Annotated in this window: 13 protein-coding genes; 3 read left to right on the top strand and 10 right to left on the bottom strand. The window is 69.4% G+C overall.

Annotated features, from left to right (window positions below; translation table 11 throughout):
* The gene (locus ACFOWZ_RS01735; protein WP_382367531.1) at positions 1-1,680 is read left to right on the top strand and encodes an amylo-alpha-1,6-glucosidase; all 1,680 of its coding nucleotides are present in this window, start codon (positions 1-3) and stop codon (positions 1,678-1,680) included.
* On the opposite strand, the gene ACFOWZ_RS01730 is transcribed toward ACFOWZ_RS01735, so the two are convergent.
* The 8 genes from ACFOWZ_RS01730 to ACFOWZ_RS01695 are packed head-to-tail and all read right to left on the bottom strand — an operon-like array spanning position 1,628 to position 11,002.
* Positions 1,628-2,944, bottom strand: coding sequence for a rhamnulokinase (locus ACFOWZ_RS01730; protein ID WP_382367528.1), 1,317 nt, complete (start codon positions 2,942-2,944; stop codon positions 1,628-1,630). The two genes, ACFOWZ_RS01735 and ACFOWZ_RS01730, sit on opposite strands and share 53 nt — an antisense overlap.
* The gene (locus ACFOWZ_RS01725; RefSeq protein WP_382367525.1) at positions 2,941-4,965 is read right to left on the bottom strand and encodes a bifunctional aldolase/short-chain dehydrogenase; all 2,025 of its coding nucleotides are present in this window, start codon (positions 4,963-4,965) and stop codon (positions 2,941-2,943) included. The genes ACFOWZ_RS01730 and ACFOWZ_RS01725 overlap by 4 nt, the downstream gene beginning before the upstream one ends.
* A 1-nt stretch (position 4,966) precedes the next feature.
* The gene (gene rhaI / locus ACFOWZ_RS01720; RefSeq protein WP_382367522.1) at positions 4,967-6,121 is read right to left on the bottom strand and encodes an L-rhamnose isomerase; all 1,155 of its coding nucleotides are present in this window, start codon (positions 6,119-6,121) and stop codon (positions 4,967-4,969) included.
* An 18-nt stretch (positions 6,122-6,139) separates the two neighbouring features.
* Positions 6,140-6,451 carry an L-rhamnose mutarotase gene (locus tag ACFOWZ_RS01715; protein WP_382367519.1) on the bottom strand — a complete coding sequence of 104 codons (312 nt, stop codon included), beginning with the start codon at positions 6,449-6,451 and terminating at the stop codon, positions 6,140-6,142.
* 1 nt (position 6,452) lies between these two features.
* Complete coding sequence (gene rhaS / locus ACFOWZ_RS01710) at positions 6,453-7,517, bottom strand: rhamnose ABC transporter substrate-binding protein (protein ID WP_382367516.1); 1,065 nt, start codon at positions 7,515-7,517, stop codon at positions 6,453-6,455.
* Positions 7,514-8,473 carry an ABC transporter permease gene (locus tag ACFOWZ_RS01705; protein ID WP_382367513.1) on the bottom strand — a complete coding sequence of 320 codons (960 nt, stop codon included), beginning with the start codon at positions 8,471-8,473 and terminating at the stop codon, positions 7,514-7,516. Before ACFOWZ_RS01705 ends, rhaS begins: the two co-directional genes overlap by 4 nt.
* A complete protein-coding gene (locus tag ACFOWZ_RS01700; protein WP_382367510.1) occupies positions 8,466-9,506 on the bottom strand; it encodes an ABC transporter permease in 1,041 nt (346 codons plus the stop codon). The genes ACFOWZ_RS01705 and ACFOWZ_RS01700 overlap by 8 nt, the downstream gene beginning before the upstream one ends.
* Positions 9,503-11,002: a sugar ABC transporter ATP-binding protein gene (locus tag ACFOWZ_RS01695; RefSeq protein WP_382367507.1), complete on the bottom strand. Its 1,500-nt coding sequence runs from the start codon at positions 11,000-11,002 to the stop codon at positions 9,503-9,505. The genes ACFOWZ_RS01700 and ACFOWZ_RS01695 overlap by 4 nt, the downstream gene beginning before the upstream one ends.
* Positions 11,003-11,142: 140 nt before the next feature.
* Here ACFOWZ_RS01695 and ACFOWZ_RS01690 point away from each other — a divergent pair, with 140 nt between their 5' ends.
* Positions 11,143-12,150 carry a LacI family DNA-binding transcriptional regulator gene (locus ACFOWZ_RS01690; RefSeq protein WP_382367504.1) on the top strand — a complete coding sequence of 336 codons (1,008 nt, stop codon included), beginning with the start codon at positions 11,143-11,145 and terminating at the stop codon, positions 12,148-12,150.
* Here ACFOWZ_RS01690 and ACFOWZ_RS01685 read toward each other — a convergent pair whose 3' ends face one another.
* Both ACFOWZ_RS01685 and ACFOWZ_RS01680 read right to left on the bottom strand, forming a co-directional pair.
* The gene (locus tag ACFOWZ_RS01685) at positions 12,151-12,564 is read right to left on the bottom strand and encodes a hypothetical protein (protein ID WP_382367501.1); all 414 of its coding nucleotides are present in this window, start codon (positions 12,562-12,564) and stop codon (positions 12,151-12,153) included.
* Between the two features lie 91 nt (positions 12,565-12,655).
* On the bottom strand, positions 12,656-13,024 hold the full coding sequence (locus ACFOWZ_RS01680; RefSeq protein WP_382367498.1) for a winged helix-turn-helix transcriptional regulator: 369 nt from the start codon (positions 13,022-13,024) through the stop codon (positions 12,656-12,658).
* Between the two features lie 66 nt (positions 13,025-13,090).
* Here ACFOWZ_RS01680 and ACFOWZ_RS01675 point away from each other — a divergent pair, with 66 nt between their 5' ends.
* The gene (locus tag ACFOWZ_RS01675; protein ID WP_382367495.1) at positions 13,091-13,678 is read left to right on the top strand and encodes an NADPH-dependent F420 reductase; all 588 of its coding nucleotides are present in this window, start codon (positions 13,091-13,093) and stop codon (positions 13,676-13,678) included.
* The last annotated feature ends 586 nt before the right edge of the window (positions 13,679-14,264 follow it).

Raw genomic sequence — 14,264 nt, 5'->3', positions numbered from 1 at the left:
GTGGCCACCGAGTTCTCCGTGCGGGAGATCCCGTTCAGCCGGTCCGGCGCGTGGTTCGGCCTCTCTCCGGTGGTGGGACTGGCCAGGTACGCGCAGGACGTGCACGTCGTCTCGCACCGCAACGGCATGCACGCCGTGCTGTCCCTGGTGCCCTCGCGGCCCACCGAGATCATCGCCGACCCGGCGGTCCTCACGTGGCGCAGCGGCGAGTCGCGGATCCAGGCCGTGTTCTCCTCACCGACCACACTCCGGCTCTCGGGCAGCGGCCTCGGGATGCGCGTCGCCGCCGCCGAACGCACGCTGACCCCGTTCACCGGCACGTACTTCTTCGCCGAACCGTCCGGCGGGGCGGTGTTCACCTCCTACGAGACCGGCCACCGCTTCCGCGTGACCGTCCTCTCCGGACAGTCGAAGCACGTCGGCGCGGAGGACCTCGGGACCGCGGACCGGGCGGTCGTGCTGGGCGCGGAACCGTGGGAGCTGGTGATCGAGGAGCTCACGACGGCGAAGGAGCCGTTCAGCGGCGGTACCGGGTTCGCCGGCGAGGTGAGTGCCGCCCGTGCCGAGTTCGGCCGGTTCGTCGACGCCGTGGCACCGTCGGGTGCTTCTGCCGCCGAACTCGCCTGCTACGTGCTCTGGTCGGCCACCGTGGCACCGGCAGGATTCGTCGGGCGCCCGGCGGTGCTCATGTCGAAGCACTGGATGAACAAGGTGTGGAGCTGGGACCACTGCTTCAACGCGCTGGCCCTCGCACCCGGCGCACCAGAGCTGGCCTGGCACCAGTTCCAGGTGGTGTTCGACCACCAGGACGCGCAGGGTGCGCTGCCCGACTCGATCACGCACTCCGAGGTGCTGCGCAACTTCGTGAAACCACCGATCCACGGTTGGACTCTCAGCCGGTTGCGCTCACTGCTGCCCGGCGGGCTGCCCGACCCGGAGCTGGCCTACCGGCAGCTTTCCGCCTGGACGTCGTTCTGGCTCGACCACCGGCGGGCGCCGGGCAGGAGGTTGCCGTACTACGAACACGGCAACGACAGCGGCTGGGACAACTCGACGGTGTTCCGGGAGGAACGGCTCGTCGAGTCCGCCGACCTCGCCGCGTTCATGGTGCTGCAGATGAAAGAACTCGCCGTGCTCGCCGCCGAACTGGGCGACGACATCCCGTGGCGCGAACGAGCCGACGAAATGCTCGCCGCGATGCTGGAGGAGTTGTGGGACGGCAGCAGGTTCGTCAGCAGAGCAGTGGTGTCGGGGGAGCTCCGGTCCACCGCGAGCCTGCTCGACCTCATGCCCGTCGTGCTGGGGGAGCACCTGCCGCGCGAGGTGTTCGACCGGCTGTGCGCGGGCGTCGCGGAGCACCTCACCTCGATCGGCCCGGCGACGGAACTGCCCAGCTCCGCGTACTACGAGGCGGACGGGTACTGGCGGGGCCCGGTGTGGGCCCCGGCCACGGTGCTGATCGAGGACGGTCTGCGCCGGGGTGGCGCGGTGGAGCTGGCCGACCAGGTGAGCGCGCGGTTCCGGGCGACGTGCGAGAAGTCCGGGTTTGCCGAGAACTTCGACGCGCTCACCGGGCAGGGCCTGCGCGACCGGGCCTACACGTGGACGGCCAGCGCCTACCTGCTGCTCAGCGGGGGAGATACCGCCGCAGCGGCTGGGACTCCCGCACCAACTTCCTGAGGTCGGCGAGCGTGCCGTGGACCGCGCCCACGGCACGTGCCTGCACCAGGACGTTCCCCAGCGCGGTCGCCTCGGCGGGGCCGGCCACCACCGGCAGACCGCACGCATCGGCGGTGAGCTGGCACAACAGCTCGTTGTGCGAGCCGCCGCCGACGATGTGCACCACCTCGACCTCCTTGCCGGACAACCGTTGCGCGTCCGCCACGGCATCGCGGTGAGCGATCGCGAGACTGTCCAGAACGGACCGGACGATCTCCGGCCTGGTCATGGTCCTCCCGCACCACTGCTGGATCCGCGCCGGCATGTCACCGGGCGGGAGGAACACCGGGTCGTTGGGGTCGAAGACCGAGCCCTGTGCGTGTTCGGCCTCCTTCAGCAGCGGTTCGAGGCTGGTGTTCCACGACCGCAGGGACTCCTGCAACAGCCACAGGCCCATCACGTTGCGGAGGTAGCGGATCGTGCCGTCCACCCCGCCCTCGTTGGTGAAGTTGGCGGCCTTGCTCTCGGCGGTGAGCACGGGGGAGTCGAGTTCGACCCCGACCAGTGACCACGTTCCGCACGAGATGTAGGCGAACCGCTCGGTCGAGGCGGGTACGGCGACGACGGCCGACGCGGTGTCGTGCGAGCCGACGGCCGTGACCGGAACGCCCTCGTACGTGCCCGCGGCATCGCCGGGGTGACGCAGGTCCGGCAGCAGACCGGAGGGCAGGTCCCGCGTCAGCTCGGGCGACCACCGTCCACTCCGGACGTCGATCAGGCCGGTCGTCGTGGCGTTGGTGTACTCGGCGCCGCGTTCGCCGGTCAGCCAGTACGACAGCAGGTCCGGGATCAGCAGGAGTTGCGAAGCGTGCTCCAGCAACGGCTCCGCCATCAGTTGGAACATCGTGTTGAACGGCTGGAACTGCAACCCGTTGAGCTCGTACAGCCCCTCCGCCGGCGTGATGCCCTCGGTGCGGGAGTCGCGGTAGTGCACCGGGTTGCCCAGCAACGCACCGCGCGCGTCGAGCAGGCCGTAGTCGACCGCCCAGCTGTCGATGCCGATGCTGTCGAGGCCGACGGAGTCCAGTTCGGCGGCCAGCCGCAGACCCGTCAGCACCTCCCGGTACAGCGCCAGGACGTCCCAGTGCAACGTGCCGAGCAGGCGCACCGGCCCGTTGGGGAACCGGTGCACCTCCTCGGTGTGCAGCTTGCCGTCGCCGACACTGCCCAGCAGCACGCGGCCGCTGGAGGCGCCGAGGTCGACGGCCGCGACCGTTGCTCTCATCGCAGGAACGCCGCGGCGACACCGGCGTCCACGGGCACGTGCAGGCCTGTCGTCAACGACAGTTCGCCCGCTGTCAGCGCGAACACCGCCGCTGCCACGTGTTCCGGCAGGACCTCGCGCTTGAGCAGCGTGCGCTGGGCGTAGAACTCGCCGAGCTTCTCCTCCGGCACGCCGTAGACGGCCGCGCGCTGGGCACCCCAGCCGCCCGCGAAGATGCCGGAGCCGCGGACCACGCCGTCCGGGTTGATGCCGTTGACCCGGATGCCGTCCTCGCCGAGTTCCGCCGCCAGCAACCGGACCTGGTGCGCCTGGTCGGCCTTGGCCGCGCCGTACGCGACGTTGTTGGGGCCCGCGAAGACGGCGTTCTTGCTGGAGATGTAGACGATGTCGCCGCCCATCCGCTGTGCCCGCATGACCTTCGCCGCCTGCTGGGACACCAGGAACGAGCCCTTGGCCATCACGTCGTGCTGCAGGTCCCAGTCCGCCTCGGTGGTGTCGGCGAGCGGCTTGGAGATCGACAGACCGGCGTTGTTGACCACCAGGTCCACCCCGCCGAACGCGAGCGCGGCCTCCCGGAACGCGTGGGCGATGCCTGCCGCGTCGGTGACGTCGACGGTCACCGGCACCGCGACGTCGGTGGTTCCGATGCCCTCGGCCACCTCCCGTGCGGCGTCGGCGTCGCGGTCGGCGACCACCACGCACGCGCCTTCCGCGGCCAGCCGTCGCGCGATGGCCCGTCCGATGCCGGAACCGCCGCCGGTGACGAGCGCGACGCGGGTGGCGAGCGGCTTGGGCTTCGGCATCCGTCGCAGCTTGGCCTCTTCGAGCGCCCAGTACTCGATGCGGAACTTCTCGCGTTCCTCGATCGGCGCGTACCGGGAGATCGACTCGGCGCCGCGCATCACGTTGATGGCGTTGACGTAGAACTCACCGGCGACCCGTGCGGTCTGCTTGTTCTTGCCGAAGCTGAACATGCCGACGCCGGGAACGAGCACGATGGCCGGGTCCGCGCCCCGCATCGCCGGGCTGTCCGGTTCGGCGTGCCGCTCGTAGTAGGCCTGGTAGTCCTCGCGGTAGGCGGTGTGCAGGTGGTGCAGCCGCTCCACGACGTCTTCGAGCGGTGCGGTGGGCGGCAGGTCGACCACCAGTGGCCGGACCTTGGTGCGCAGGAAGTGGTCGGGGCACGACGTGCCGAGCGCGGCCAGTTCCGGATGCCGTTCGCGGGAAAGGAAGTCCAGCACGACGTCGGTGTCGGTGAAGTGACCGACCTGCGGGGAGTCCGTCGAGGCCAGGCCGCGGATCACCGGTGCGAGCTCGGCGGCCCTGATCCGGCGTTCCTCCTCGGGGAGAGGCTCGTGGACCACCGGTCCGAACGGCTCGGCGCGGCCGTGCTCGTCGAGGTAGCGCTGAGCGGTGTTGATGATGTCGAGCGAGTTGGCCTCGCACTCCTCGCTCGTCGCACCCCACGCGGTGATGCCGTGCCCGCCCAGGATCACGCCGATGGCCTGCGGGTTGTCCCGCTTGATGGCCGCGATGTCGAGTCCCAGCTGGAATCCGGGCCGCCGCCACGGCACCCACGCCACCCGGTCGCCGAAGCACGCCTTCACCAGTGCCTCGCCGTCCGCGGCGGTGGCGAACGCGATGCCCGCGTCCGGGTGCAGGTGGTCGACGTGCGCCGCGTCGACCAGACCGTGCATGGCCGTGTCGATCGACGGCGCCGCGCCTCCCTTGCCGTGCAGGCAGAAGTCGAACGCGGCGACCATCTCGTCCTCGCGCTCGACTCCCGGGTACACGTCGGTCAGCGCGCGCAGCCGGTCGAGCCGGAGCACCGCGAGCCCAGCTTCGGTGAGCGTGCCCAGGTCGCCGCCGGACCCCTTGACCCACACCAGTTCCACGGGCCGGCCGGTGACCGGGTCGACCTCCTCACCCTTGGCCGAGGTGTTGCCGCCCGCGTAGTTGGTGTTGCGCGGGTCGCTGCCGAGCCGGTTGCTCCGGCCCAGCAGCGCTTCGACGTGACTCATCTCAGGCACCCCATCCGGCGGCCTCGCCACCGACTCGTTCACGGACGATCTGCTCGGCGTACCCGGACCGCCGGTACGCGGCCATCGGATCGGGATCGAGCCCCATCTCCTCGCGCAGTTCCCTGAGCAACGGGCGGACGTCGGTGTTGTAGGCGTCCATCACCACGGCGTTCGCGCCGAGCACGTCCCCGGCCTGCTGCGCCGCGTCGAGTGCCTCGTGGTCGACCAGCAACGCCTTCGCGGTGGCTTCCTGGACGTTGAGGACCGACCGGATGATCGCCGGGATCTTCGGCTCCAGGTTGTGGCACTGGTCGAGCATGAACGCGATGCCCGCCGCCGGCTTCAGGGCGTCGGCGAGCACGATCTCGTGCATGATCCGGAACAGCTGGAACGGGTCCGCCGCGCCCACCATCAGGTCGTCGTCCGCGTAGAACCGCGAGTTGAAGTCGAACGCGCCGAGCTTGTTCGCCCGCAACAGGAACGACACGATGAACTCGATGTTCGTGCCCGGTGCGTGGTGGCCGGTGTCGATCACGACCTGAGCCTTCTCGCCCAGCGTCAGGCAGTGCGCGTACGCGGTGCCCCAGTCCGGCACGTCGGTCGTGTAGAACGCGGGCTCGAAGAACTTGTACTCCAGCAGCATCCGTTGATCGGCACCGAGCCGGTCGCAGGTTTCCTGCAACGCCTCGGCGAGCCGGTCCTGACGGGCGCGGATGTTGTCCTGGCCCGGGTAGTTGAGGCCGTCGGCGAACCAGAGCTTGAGATCGCGGGATCCGGTCTGGTCCATGATGTCGACGCACTCGAGCAGGTGCCCGATCGCCTTGCGCCGCACGGCCGCGTCCGGGTGGCACACGCTGCCGAGCTTGTAGTCGTCGTCCTGGAACACGTTGGAGTTGATGGCACCGAGCGCGACACCGCGGTCGCGGGCGTAGGAGGCGAGCTTGCCGTAGTCGTCGACCTTGTCCCACGGGATGTGCAACGCGACGGTCGGCGCGACACCGGTGAGCCGGTGCACGACAGCCGCGTCGTCGATCTTCTCGTACGGCGTGCGCGGAACTCCCTGCTGCGCGAACACCTTGAACCGGGTACCGGAGTTGCCGTACGCCCACGACGGCGTCTCGATCCGTTGCTCCCGCAACGCGTCCTTCACACTCATTGTTCTCCCCAAAGCTTTTCAGTCGAGGTGGAAGACCTCGTCGAGCGGCCGCATCCGTTCGTCGGCGTTGCCGGAGCCTTCGAAGAACTCGGCCATCTGGGCCTGCCACCGCGCGTTCACCTCGGTGCGCGCCATCCCGGCGAGCGCCGCGTCGAAGTCGTCGCATTCGAGGTAGCCGATCAGCAGGCCGTCCTCAGTGAGGAACAGGGAGTAGTTGCGCCATCCCGTCTCACTGAGGGCGGCCCGCATCTCGGGCCACACCTCGCGGTGCCGAGCCTTGTACTCGTCGATCCGGTCGGGCCGGACCCGCAGGGTGAAGCACACGCGCATGTCAGAAGTCGAACTTGTCGATGTTGTCCTTGGTGAACACCGTCGGCGGGCCGAGCACGACCTCGCCCTTGGCGCCGATCGTGTAGTCACCGAGCTCACCGGCCTTGTACTTCTCGCCCTCCGCACCGGAGATCTGGCCCGACGCGAGCGCGGCCGCGGTGTAGGTGGCGAGGTAGCCCAGCTTGCTCGGGTCCCACAGCGCGAACGACTTCACCGTGCCGTCCTGGACGAACTTGCGCATCTGGTTCGGCGTGCCCAGACCGGTCAGCTGGACCTTGCCCTTGTACTCGCTGGAGCTCAGGTACCGCGCGGCGGCGGCGACACCGACGGTGGTCGGCGAGATGATGCCCTTGAGATTCGGGTGCGCCTGCAGCAGACCCTGGGTCTTCTGGAACGACGTCTGGTCGTCGTCGTTGCCGTACGCGGTCTCCACGAGCTTGAGTCCGGCGTACTCGGGCTTCGCGAGCTCGGTCTTCATGACCTCGATCCACGCGTTCTGGTTGGTGGCGTTCGGGGTCGCGGACAGGATCGCGATCTCACCGGAGCCGCCGATCGCCTCGGAGATCAGCTTCACCTGACCGGCCGCGATCTCGTTCGAGGTGGCCTGGTTGATGAAGACGTCCCTGGCGTCGGGCGCGGCGTCGGAGTCGAACGTGACGACCTTCAGGCCCTGGGAACGCGCGCTCTTCAGCGCCGGCGCCACGGCGTTGGCGTCGTTCGCGGAGATCACGAGCGCGTTCTGCTGCTGCTGTGCGGCGGTGTTGATGTAGGTGACCTGGGAGGACGCGGCGGCGTCGGACGGTCCGGTCGCCTTGACCTCGGCCTTGAGCGCCGTGCCCGCCTGCTCAGCGCCCTTCTGTGCCACGGTGAAGTACGGGTTGTTGACCTGCTTGGGCAGGAAGGTGATCTTGAGGCCTTCCTTCACGGGCGCGTTCGGGTCGGCCTTCGCGGAGTTGGTCGCGCCGCCGGTCTGCTGGCCCGCGCTGTCCTTCGTGGTGCCGCCACCACAGGCGGTGAGCGCGACGGCCCCGGACACCACCAGGGCGAGCACTAGACGTGTGTTCATGTGTGGGCCTTTCGTAGTGTGGCGACACGTTGGGTGATCGACGGGGCGAGAACGCTCACCAGCAGCAGGAGGCCGGTGACGATGGTGAGCACCTCGGTCGAGGTGTCCTGCAGGATCAGCAGGTTGCGCAGACCGCCCAGCAGCAGCACGCCCGCGAGCACGCCGAAGAGCGATCCCTTGCCGCCGAAGATGGACACGCCACCGAGCAGGACGGCGGCGACGACGGCCAGCTCCAGCCCGACGCCGTTGTCGGCGCGGGCGCTGGAGAAGCGGAAGGTGTAGACGATGCCCGCGACCGCCGCGACCGCACCGGCGAGCACGAAGAGGATCAGCTTGATCCGCTTGACCCGGATGCCGGAGAACCGCGCGCCTTCTTCGTTGGCACCGATCGCGTAGACGGACCGGCCGAACGAGCTGGCGTGCAGGGCGATGCCGAACAGGACCGCGAGGACGGCCGCGAGCAGGATCGGGTACGGGATGTTGGTGCCCGGCACCGGTGTGGTGCCGAACTCCGTGTAGCTGGACGGGAAGTCCGCGACCGCCGTGTCGCCGAGGACCACGAGCGCGAGGCCGCGGTAGAGCGCGAGCGTGCCGATGGTGACCGCGAGGCTCGGCAGCCCGAGCCGCGTGACCAGGAGTCCGTTGACCGCGCCGCAGATCGCACCGACGACGATCACCGTGGGCAGGATGGTTTCGAGTGACCAGCCCGCGTTCCACAGCCAGCCGATCAGCGCGCTCGACAGGCCGAGCACCGACGCGACGGACAGGTCGATCTCGCCCGCCACGATCACCAGCGTGAGCGGCAGTGCGATGAGCGCGATCTCGCCGATGTCGAGGCCGAGGTAGAAGAGGTTGCCGCCGGACAGGAACGACCCGTCCGTGCTGACCTGGCCGGTGAGCGCCACGACGATCAGCAGGAACACCAGCGCGGTCTCCCACCGCAGGAGGTTACGCATGGCTGGTCCCTTCCGTGGTGCGCAAGGCCTTGGCCAGGCGCAGAGCCAGGAGCCGGTCGACGGTGATGGCGCTGAGCAGCAACGCGCCCGAGATCGCCTGCTGCCAGAACGCGGGGATCTGCAGGACCACCAGGCAGCTGGTGATCGTGCCCAGCAGGAGAGCGCCGAGTGCCGCTCCCGCAACGGTTCCGGAGCCACCGAAGATCGCGACACCGCCGACCACGACCGCCGCGACGACCTGGAGCTCCAGCCCGGTGCCCGCCGCCGCGTCGACCGTGCCGTACCGGGCCACCCACAGCGCGCCGGCCAGCCCGGCGACGAGTCCGGAAAGGACGAACGTGGTGAGCGTGCGCTTGGCGACCGGGATGCCCGCCAGCGTGGCGGCCTCCGGGTTCGAGCCGATCGCGTACAGCTCGCGTCCGGACCGGTAGGAGCGGAGGTAGACGGCGGCGACCGCGATCACCACGACCGTGACGAGAACGAGGATCGGGATGCCGAGGATCCGTGCGCTGCCCAGGTCCAGCAGCGCGTCCGGCAGGTTCGCGGCGTTGACCTGCTTGCCCTGGGCCAGGGCGTAGTCGATGCCGCGGAACACGTAGAGCGTGCCGAGCGTGACGACGAGACTGGGGACGTTGCCCAGCGCCACCAGCAGTCCGTTGAGCAGACCGCACGCAAGTCCTACCGCGACGCCGAACCCGATGCCCGCGATGACCGGAGTGCCGGGGTGGTCGGCGAACTGTTGCGCGGTGAGGAAAGCGGAGAGGCCGAGGACCGAACCGACGGACAGGTCGACGTTGCGGGTGATGACCACGAGCGTCTGGCCGACCGCGAGGAGGGCGACGATCGAGGCGTTCAGGAGTAGGTCGCGCAGGCTCTGGGGCTGGACGAACCGCGGGTTCACGATCGCCGTCGGGATGACGACCAGGGCGAGGGCGACGACGATGCCGAGCTCGCGGACGCGGCCGACTCGGGTGGTGAGGCGGCGGGCGGCGGTGCGGCGGGCGGCCGGCGGTGCAACGAGTTGCGTGGTCATCGCGCCACCTGCCCAGCGGCGGCCATCGCCACCCGCTCCTCGGTCGCGTCCGCCCGCGACAGCTCCTCCACCAACCGGCCTTCGTGCATCACCAGCACCCGGTCGGCCATCCCGAGGACCTCCGGCAGCTCCGACGAGATCATCAGCACCGCGACGCCCTGTCCGGCCAGCTCCGACAACAGCCGGTGCACCTCGGCCTTGGTCCCCACGTCGATGCCGCGGGTCGGTTCGTCGACGATCAGCACGGAAGGCTTGCGCGCCAGCCACTTCGCGAGCACGACCTTCTGCTGGTTGCCGCCCGACAGCACCCCGACGGGGTCGCTCAGCTTCGCGAACTTCAGCCGCAGCTTCACCGCCCAGTCCTGTGCCAGGGCGCGTTCGGAACTCCTGTGCAGCAAACCGAACGTCGACAGCCTTCCCAGCGAGGCCAGGGCGGTGTTGCGTTCGATCGACGCGTCCATCACGAGCCCCTGCTGGCGGCGGTCCTCCGGCACGAACCCGATGCCCGCGGCCATCGCGGCGGTGGGGGAGCCGTACTTGAGCTTCTTGCCGCGCACGTGCACGGATCCGCCGTCGGGCCGGTCGATGCCGAACACCGCCCGCGCGACCTCGCTCCGGCCGGCACCGACCAGTCCGGACAGCGCGACGATCTCGCCCGCGCGGACGTCGAACGACACGTCGGTGAACACGCCCTCGCGGGTGAGGCGCTGCACGGAGAGCAGCACGTCGCCGGCCGTCGTGTCCTCCTTGGGGAAGAGCTGCGACAGCTCGCGGCCGACCATCCGGCGCACCAGCGAGTCCGGCGTCTCACCGGAGAGCTCACCGGACCAGACGAACTCGCCGTCGCGCAGCACCGTCGCGCGCTGGCACAACGCGAACACCTCGTCGAGCCGGTGCGAGACGAACAGCACCGCGGCGTTCTGGTCGCGCAACGCCTTGACCACACCGAAGAGCCGCTGGACCTCGTGCGCGGACAACGCCGCCGTCGGCTCGTCCATGACGATCACGCGGGCGTCGAACGACAGCGCCTTGGCGATCTCGACCAGCTGCTGGTCCGCAATGGACAGTCCACGCGCCGGCCTGGCGGGGTCGAGCTTGACACCCAGGCGGGCGAACAGTTCCGACGTGCGGGAGTTCATCTCGGCGACGTCGATGCGGCGGCCGAACCCGAGCGGCTGGCGTCCCATGAAGACGTTCTCGGCGACCGTGAGGTCACCGAACAGCGTCGGCTCCTGGTAGATGATCGCGATGCCCGCGGCCAGCGCGTCGGCCGGCCCGGAGAACCTCTGTGCGGAACCGTCGACGAGCACCTGGCCCGCGTCCGGGCGGTGCACCCCGGCCAGCGTCTTGATGAGCGTCGACTTGCCGGCACCGTTCTCGCCGAGCAGCGCGTGGGCCTCGCCGGGCAGCAACCGCAGCGACACCCCGGACAGCGCGCGGACGGCGCCGAAGGACTTGCTCACCTCGTCCAGAGCCACCACGGGAGGTCCGTCCACGTTCCGTCTCCTCGATGTTGAAACGTTTTAACGGCTGAGTTACGAGAACTCTGAGTGCGTTACGCCAACATGTCAAGGGACACGGGGTACGATTCGTTGTCACGTTTCAACAAACGTGCCGAGGACCAGAGGAGCCGCCCGTGAAGCCGTCTGTGGGCATCCGCGACGTCGCGCAGCACGCCGGCGTCTCGAACGCGACCGTCTCGAACGTGCTGAACAGGCCGGACGTCGTCGCGCCCGCCACGCGCCAGCGGGTCCTGGCCGCGATCGAGGAGCTCGGCTTCGTGCGCAACGAGTCGGCGCGCCAGCTCAGAGCGGGCCGCAGCCGGGTGCTCGCCTACGTCGTGCTCGACGCGGCGAACCCGTTCTTCACGGACGTGGCGCGCGGGGTCGAGGACGCGGCGCGGGAAGCGGGTCTCGCGCTGTTCCTGTGCAACAGCGCGTCGGACGACGGCCGTGAGCGCGAGTACCTGGAGCTGCTGCACGAGCAGCGCGTCGAGGGCATCCTGATCACCCCGGTCAACGCCGAGAGCGCCCAGTTCGCCGAGCGCGGCACCCCCGTCGTCCTGGTCGACCGCGAGACGACGAACGGGGCGCATTGCTCGGTCGCGGTCGACGACGTGCTCGGGGGCGAGCTCGCGGTGACCCACCTGATCGAGAACGGACACACCCGCATCGCGATGGTCGGCGGCCCGCTGTCGATACAGCAGGTGCGCGACCGCCGCGACGGGGCGTTGCGCGCGCTGGCGAACGCCGGACTGCCCGCCGACGCGCTCACGGTGCTGGAGACCAAGGGTCTGCAGGTGGCGGAAGGCCGCGGCGCGGGGGAGAGGCTGGTGGGCCTGCCCTCCTCGCGTCGTCCCACGGCGGCGTTCTGCGCCAACGACCTGCTCGCGCTCGGCCTGCTCCAGTCGATGACCCAGCAGGGGCTGCGCGTGCCGGACGATCTTGCCGTGGTGGGCTACGACGACATCGAGTTCGCCGCGGCCGCCGCCGTGCCGCTGACGTCGGTGCGCCAGCCGCGCGAACAGCTGGGCCGCACCGCCGCCCAGCTGCTGCTGTCGGAGAACGATCCGGACCACGAGCACCGGCACGTGAAGTTCAAGCCGGAACTCGTGGTCCGCGCGTCCAGTGCCGTGAAACGCTGACTAGCGGACGAGCATCATTTCCCGCTCTTCCTCGATCACGGTCGAATTGTCCGGCGGAAGATAGACGTTCAGCGTCGCGGTCGTGAATGCGACACCCGGCCGGAACGCCTTCGTCCGCGACACCACGGTGACGTTCACCTTGTGGAAGTCACCGGTGCACGGAACGGTCGGCGTGTACTTCTCGCCGACCGCGAGCTCGCCGCGCACGTTCTGCGTGACCTGCACCCACAGCGACCCGGAAGCGCCGTTCTGGCACTTCACACGGGTTGGCACGGTGACAGCGGCACCCCGCGCCTCCAGTCGTCCCTGGGCCTGGAGAACGACAGCGGCCTCGACGGGCGGGGTCGCCGCCGCGGGTAGTGCCGTGGCGGCCAGCGCGGCCGCGGTCAGCACCAACGTCGAAATTGCACGCACGTTTTTTCACCTCGTTGTCGTGGAAAGTCGAATGCGGCCGCGAGACGACATTAGCCACGCCCTGATCAACGACGCGAGGGGCCAAGCGAATTCAGTTCTCGCCGAACATCGCGTTGCGCACGGAGTCTCCGTGCCGTTCGGTCCAGGCGCCGAGAGCGAAGATCGGCACCAGCAGGTCCCGTCCGGCCTCGGTCAGCGAGTACTCGACGCGCGGCGGGGCCTCGGCGTAGCGGCGGCGTTCCACGAGAGCCATGTTCTCCATGCGCCGCAACGTCTGCGTCAGCATCTTCTGGCTGATGTGGCCGATCGTGGCGCGCAGGTCGCCGGGGCGCATCGGGCCGTCGCGCAGCGTGTAGACGATCACGGTCAGCCAGGAGTTGCTGAAGAGGTCGACCGCGATCCGCGCCGGGCAGTCGGCCTCGAAGTCGCCGTACGGCCCCAGGTCCCTCTGTTCGCTCACGCCGTTCAGCCTGCCAGCGCCGTTGCGCACCCGAGGGTGCCTTTCGGACTTCCTACCTTCGGCGGCATGCGAATAGGAATCATCGGTGCCGGGCACATGGCACGAGCACTGGGCGGCGGCTGGTCCGCCGCGGGGCACGAGATCCGGTACGGCAGGCGGGACTCGATCCGTGCCGCAGTCGAGTTCGGCGACGTAGTGGTGCTGGCCGTGCCCGTGCCGGCGTTGACGGAAGTGTTGTCACAGGCCGACTTCACCGGGAAGACGCTGATCGACTGCACGAACGCGTTCGAACCGGACGACGGGAACACGGTGCTGGGGGAGGACGCCGTCGCGGAACGTGTCGCGATGTTGGCGCCGGGTACGCGGGTCGTGAAGGCGTTCAACCTGTGCGCGGCCGAGGTGTGGGAGTCAGCCGAGCGGGTGTTCGAGGGGCGACGGCTCGCCGTTCCGCTGTGCGGTGATGACGCGTCCGCCCTCACCCAGGTCGAGGAGCTCGTCCGCGACCTGAAAGCGGAGCCCGTCCGCGCCGGTGGGCTGAACCGGGCCCGGTACCTGGAAGCGATGTCGGCGTTCGTGGTGGGGTTGTGGTTCGCGGGCGCCGACGCCCGTGCCGCGTTGCCACCGCTGGAGGCCGCGTTCGCGGTACCGGACTGATCAGCCGAGGATCGTCGCGCGGATCCAGGCCGCGTGCGCCGGCTCGCCCCGGTCGGCTGCTCGACTGCGGGGCCGGGTGGGTCGGGTTGCGGGTGGTTGGTGGGCTGGTTGCGCGGTCTGCGGGTCGGCTTGCGGTGGTTCGGCGCGGGTTCCAGCGGGGTGGTCGCCTTGTGCTGGACGTGTCGCCTTGGGTTGGTGGCCGCTTTGGGTCGTATGACGAGCCGGGTCTTTTCATCGCCGCTTCGCGACGATTGCGATTGGGGCTTGACTTCGGGGCCCTTGCGAGGCGCTGTGTCGGGCGGAAAAGGTCGGATGCTCCGCACCCGCCCGATCCGGAAAGGCTAGCACCTCGCTCCCAAAGTCAAGCCCCAATCGCACGCGTGCGTGGTCGCGTTTGTTGGTCGACTCACCTCATTACCGCTTGCCTGCGTTCGCATAGCCCTGTACGGCTCGCCTTCGGCATCGCGTTCCCCTGTGGGTCGGCTGGGCGATTCACCCTATCGTGTTCTGCTTTACCGTTATCTGATTGTGATCTTGCGGTAGATTAGAACACGTGATCGAAACCCGACTCCTCCCCACCGACGAG

This window comes from Lentzea rhizosphaerae (assembly GCF_042649515.1).
Taxonomy (GTDB): Bacteria; Actinomycetota; Actinomycetes; order Mycobacteriales; family Pseudonocardiaceae; genus Lentzea; species Lentzea aerocolonigenes.
The sequence above is the reverse complement of the archived record's forward strand: the minus strand, read 5'-3'. Positions and strand labels throughout refer to the sequence as shown.

Coding starts and splice junctions, on each gene's coding strand:
- rhaI (WP_382367522.1), bottom strand. CDS start 6,121: ATGAGTGTGAAGGACGCGTTGCGGGAGCAACGGATCGAGACGCCGTCG.
- ACFOWZ_RS01730 (WP_382367528.1), bottom strand. CDS start 2,944: ATGAGAGCAACGGTCGCGGCCGTCGACCTCGGCGCCTCCAGCGGCCGC.
- ACFOWZ_RS01715 (WP_382367519.1), bottom strand. CDS start 6,451: ATGCGCGTGTGCTTCACCCTGCGGGTCCGGCCCGACCGGATCGACGAG.
- ACFOWZ_RS01705 (WP_382367513.1), bottom strand. CDS start 8,473: ATGCGTAACCTCCTGCGGTGGGAGACCGCGCTGGTGTTCCTGCTGATC.
- ACFOWZ_RS01700 (WP_382367510.1), bottom strand. CDS start 9,506: ATGACCACGCAACTCGTTGCACCGCCGGCCGCCCGCCGCACCGCCGCC.
- ACFOWZ_RS01725 (WP_382367525.1), bottom strand. CDS start 4,965: ATGAGTCACGTCGAAGCGCTGCTGGGCCGGAGCAACCGGCTCGGCAGC.
- ACFOWZ_RS01675 (WP_382367495.1), top strand. CDS start 13,091: ATGCGAATAGGAATCATCGGTGCCGGGCACATGGCACGAGCACTGGGC.
- rhaS (WP_382367516.1), bottom strand. CDS start 7,517: ATGAACACACGTCTAGTGCTCGCCCTGGTGGTGTCCGGGGCCGTCGCG.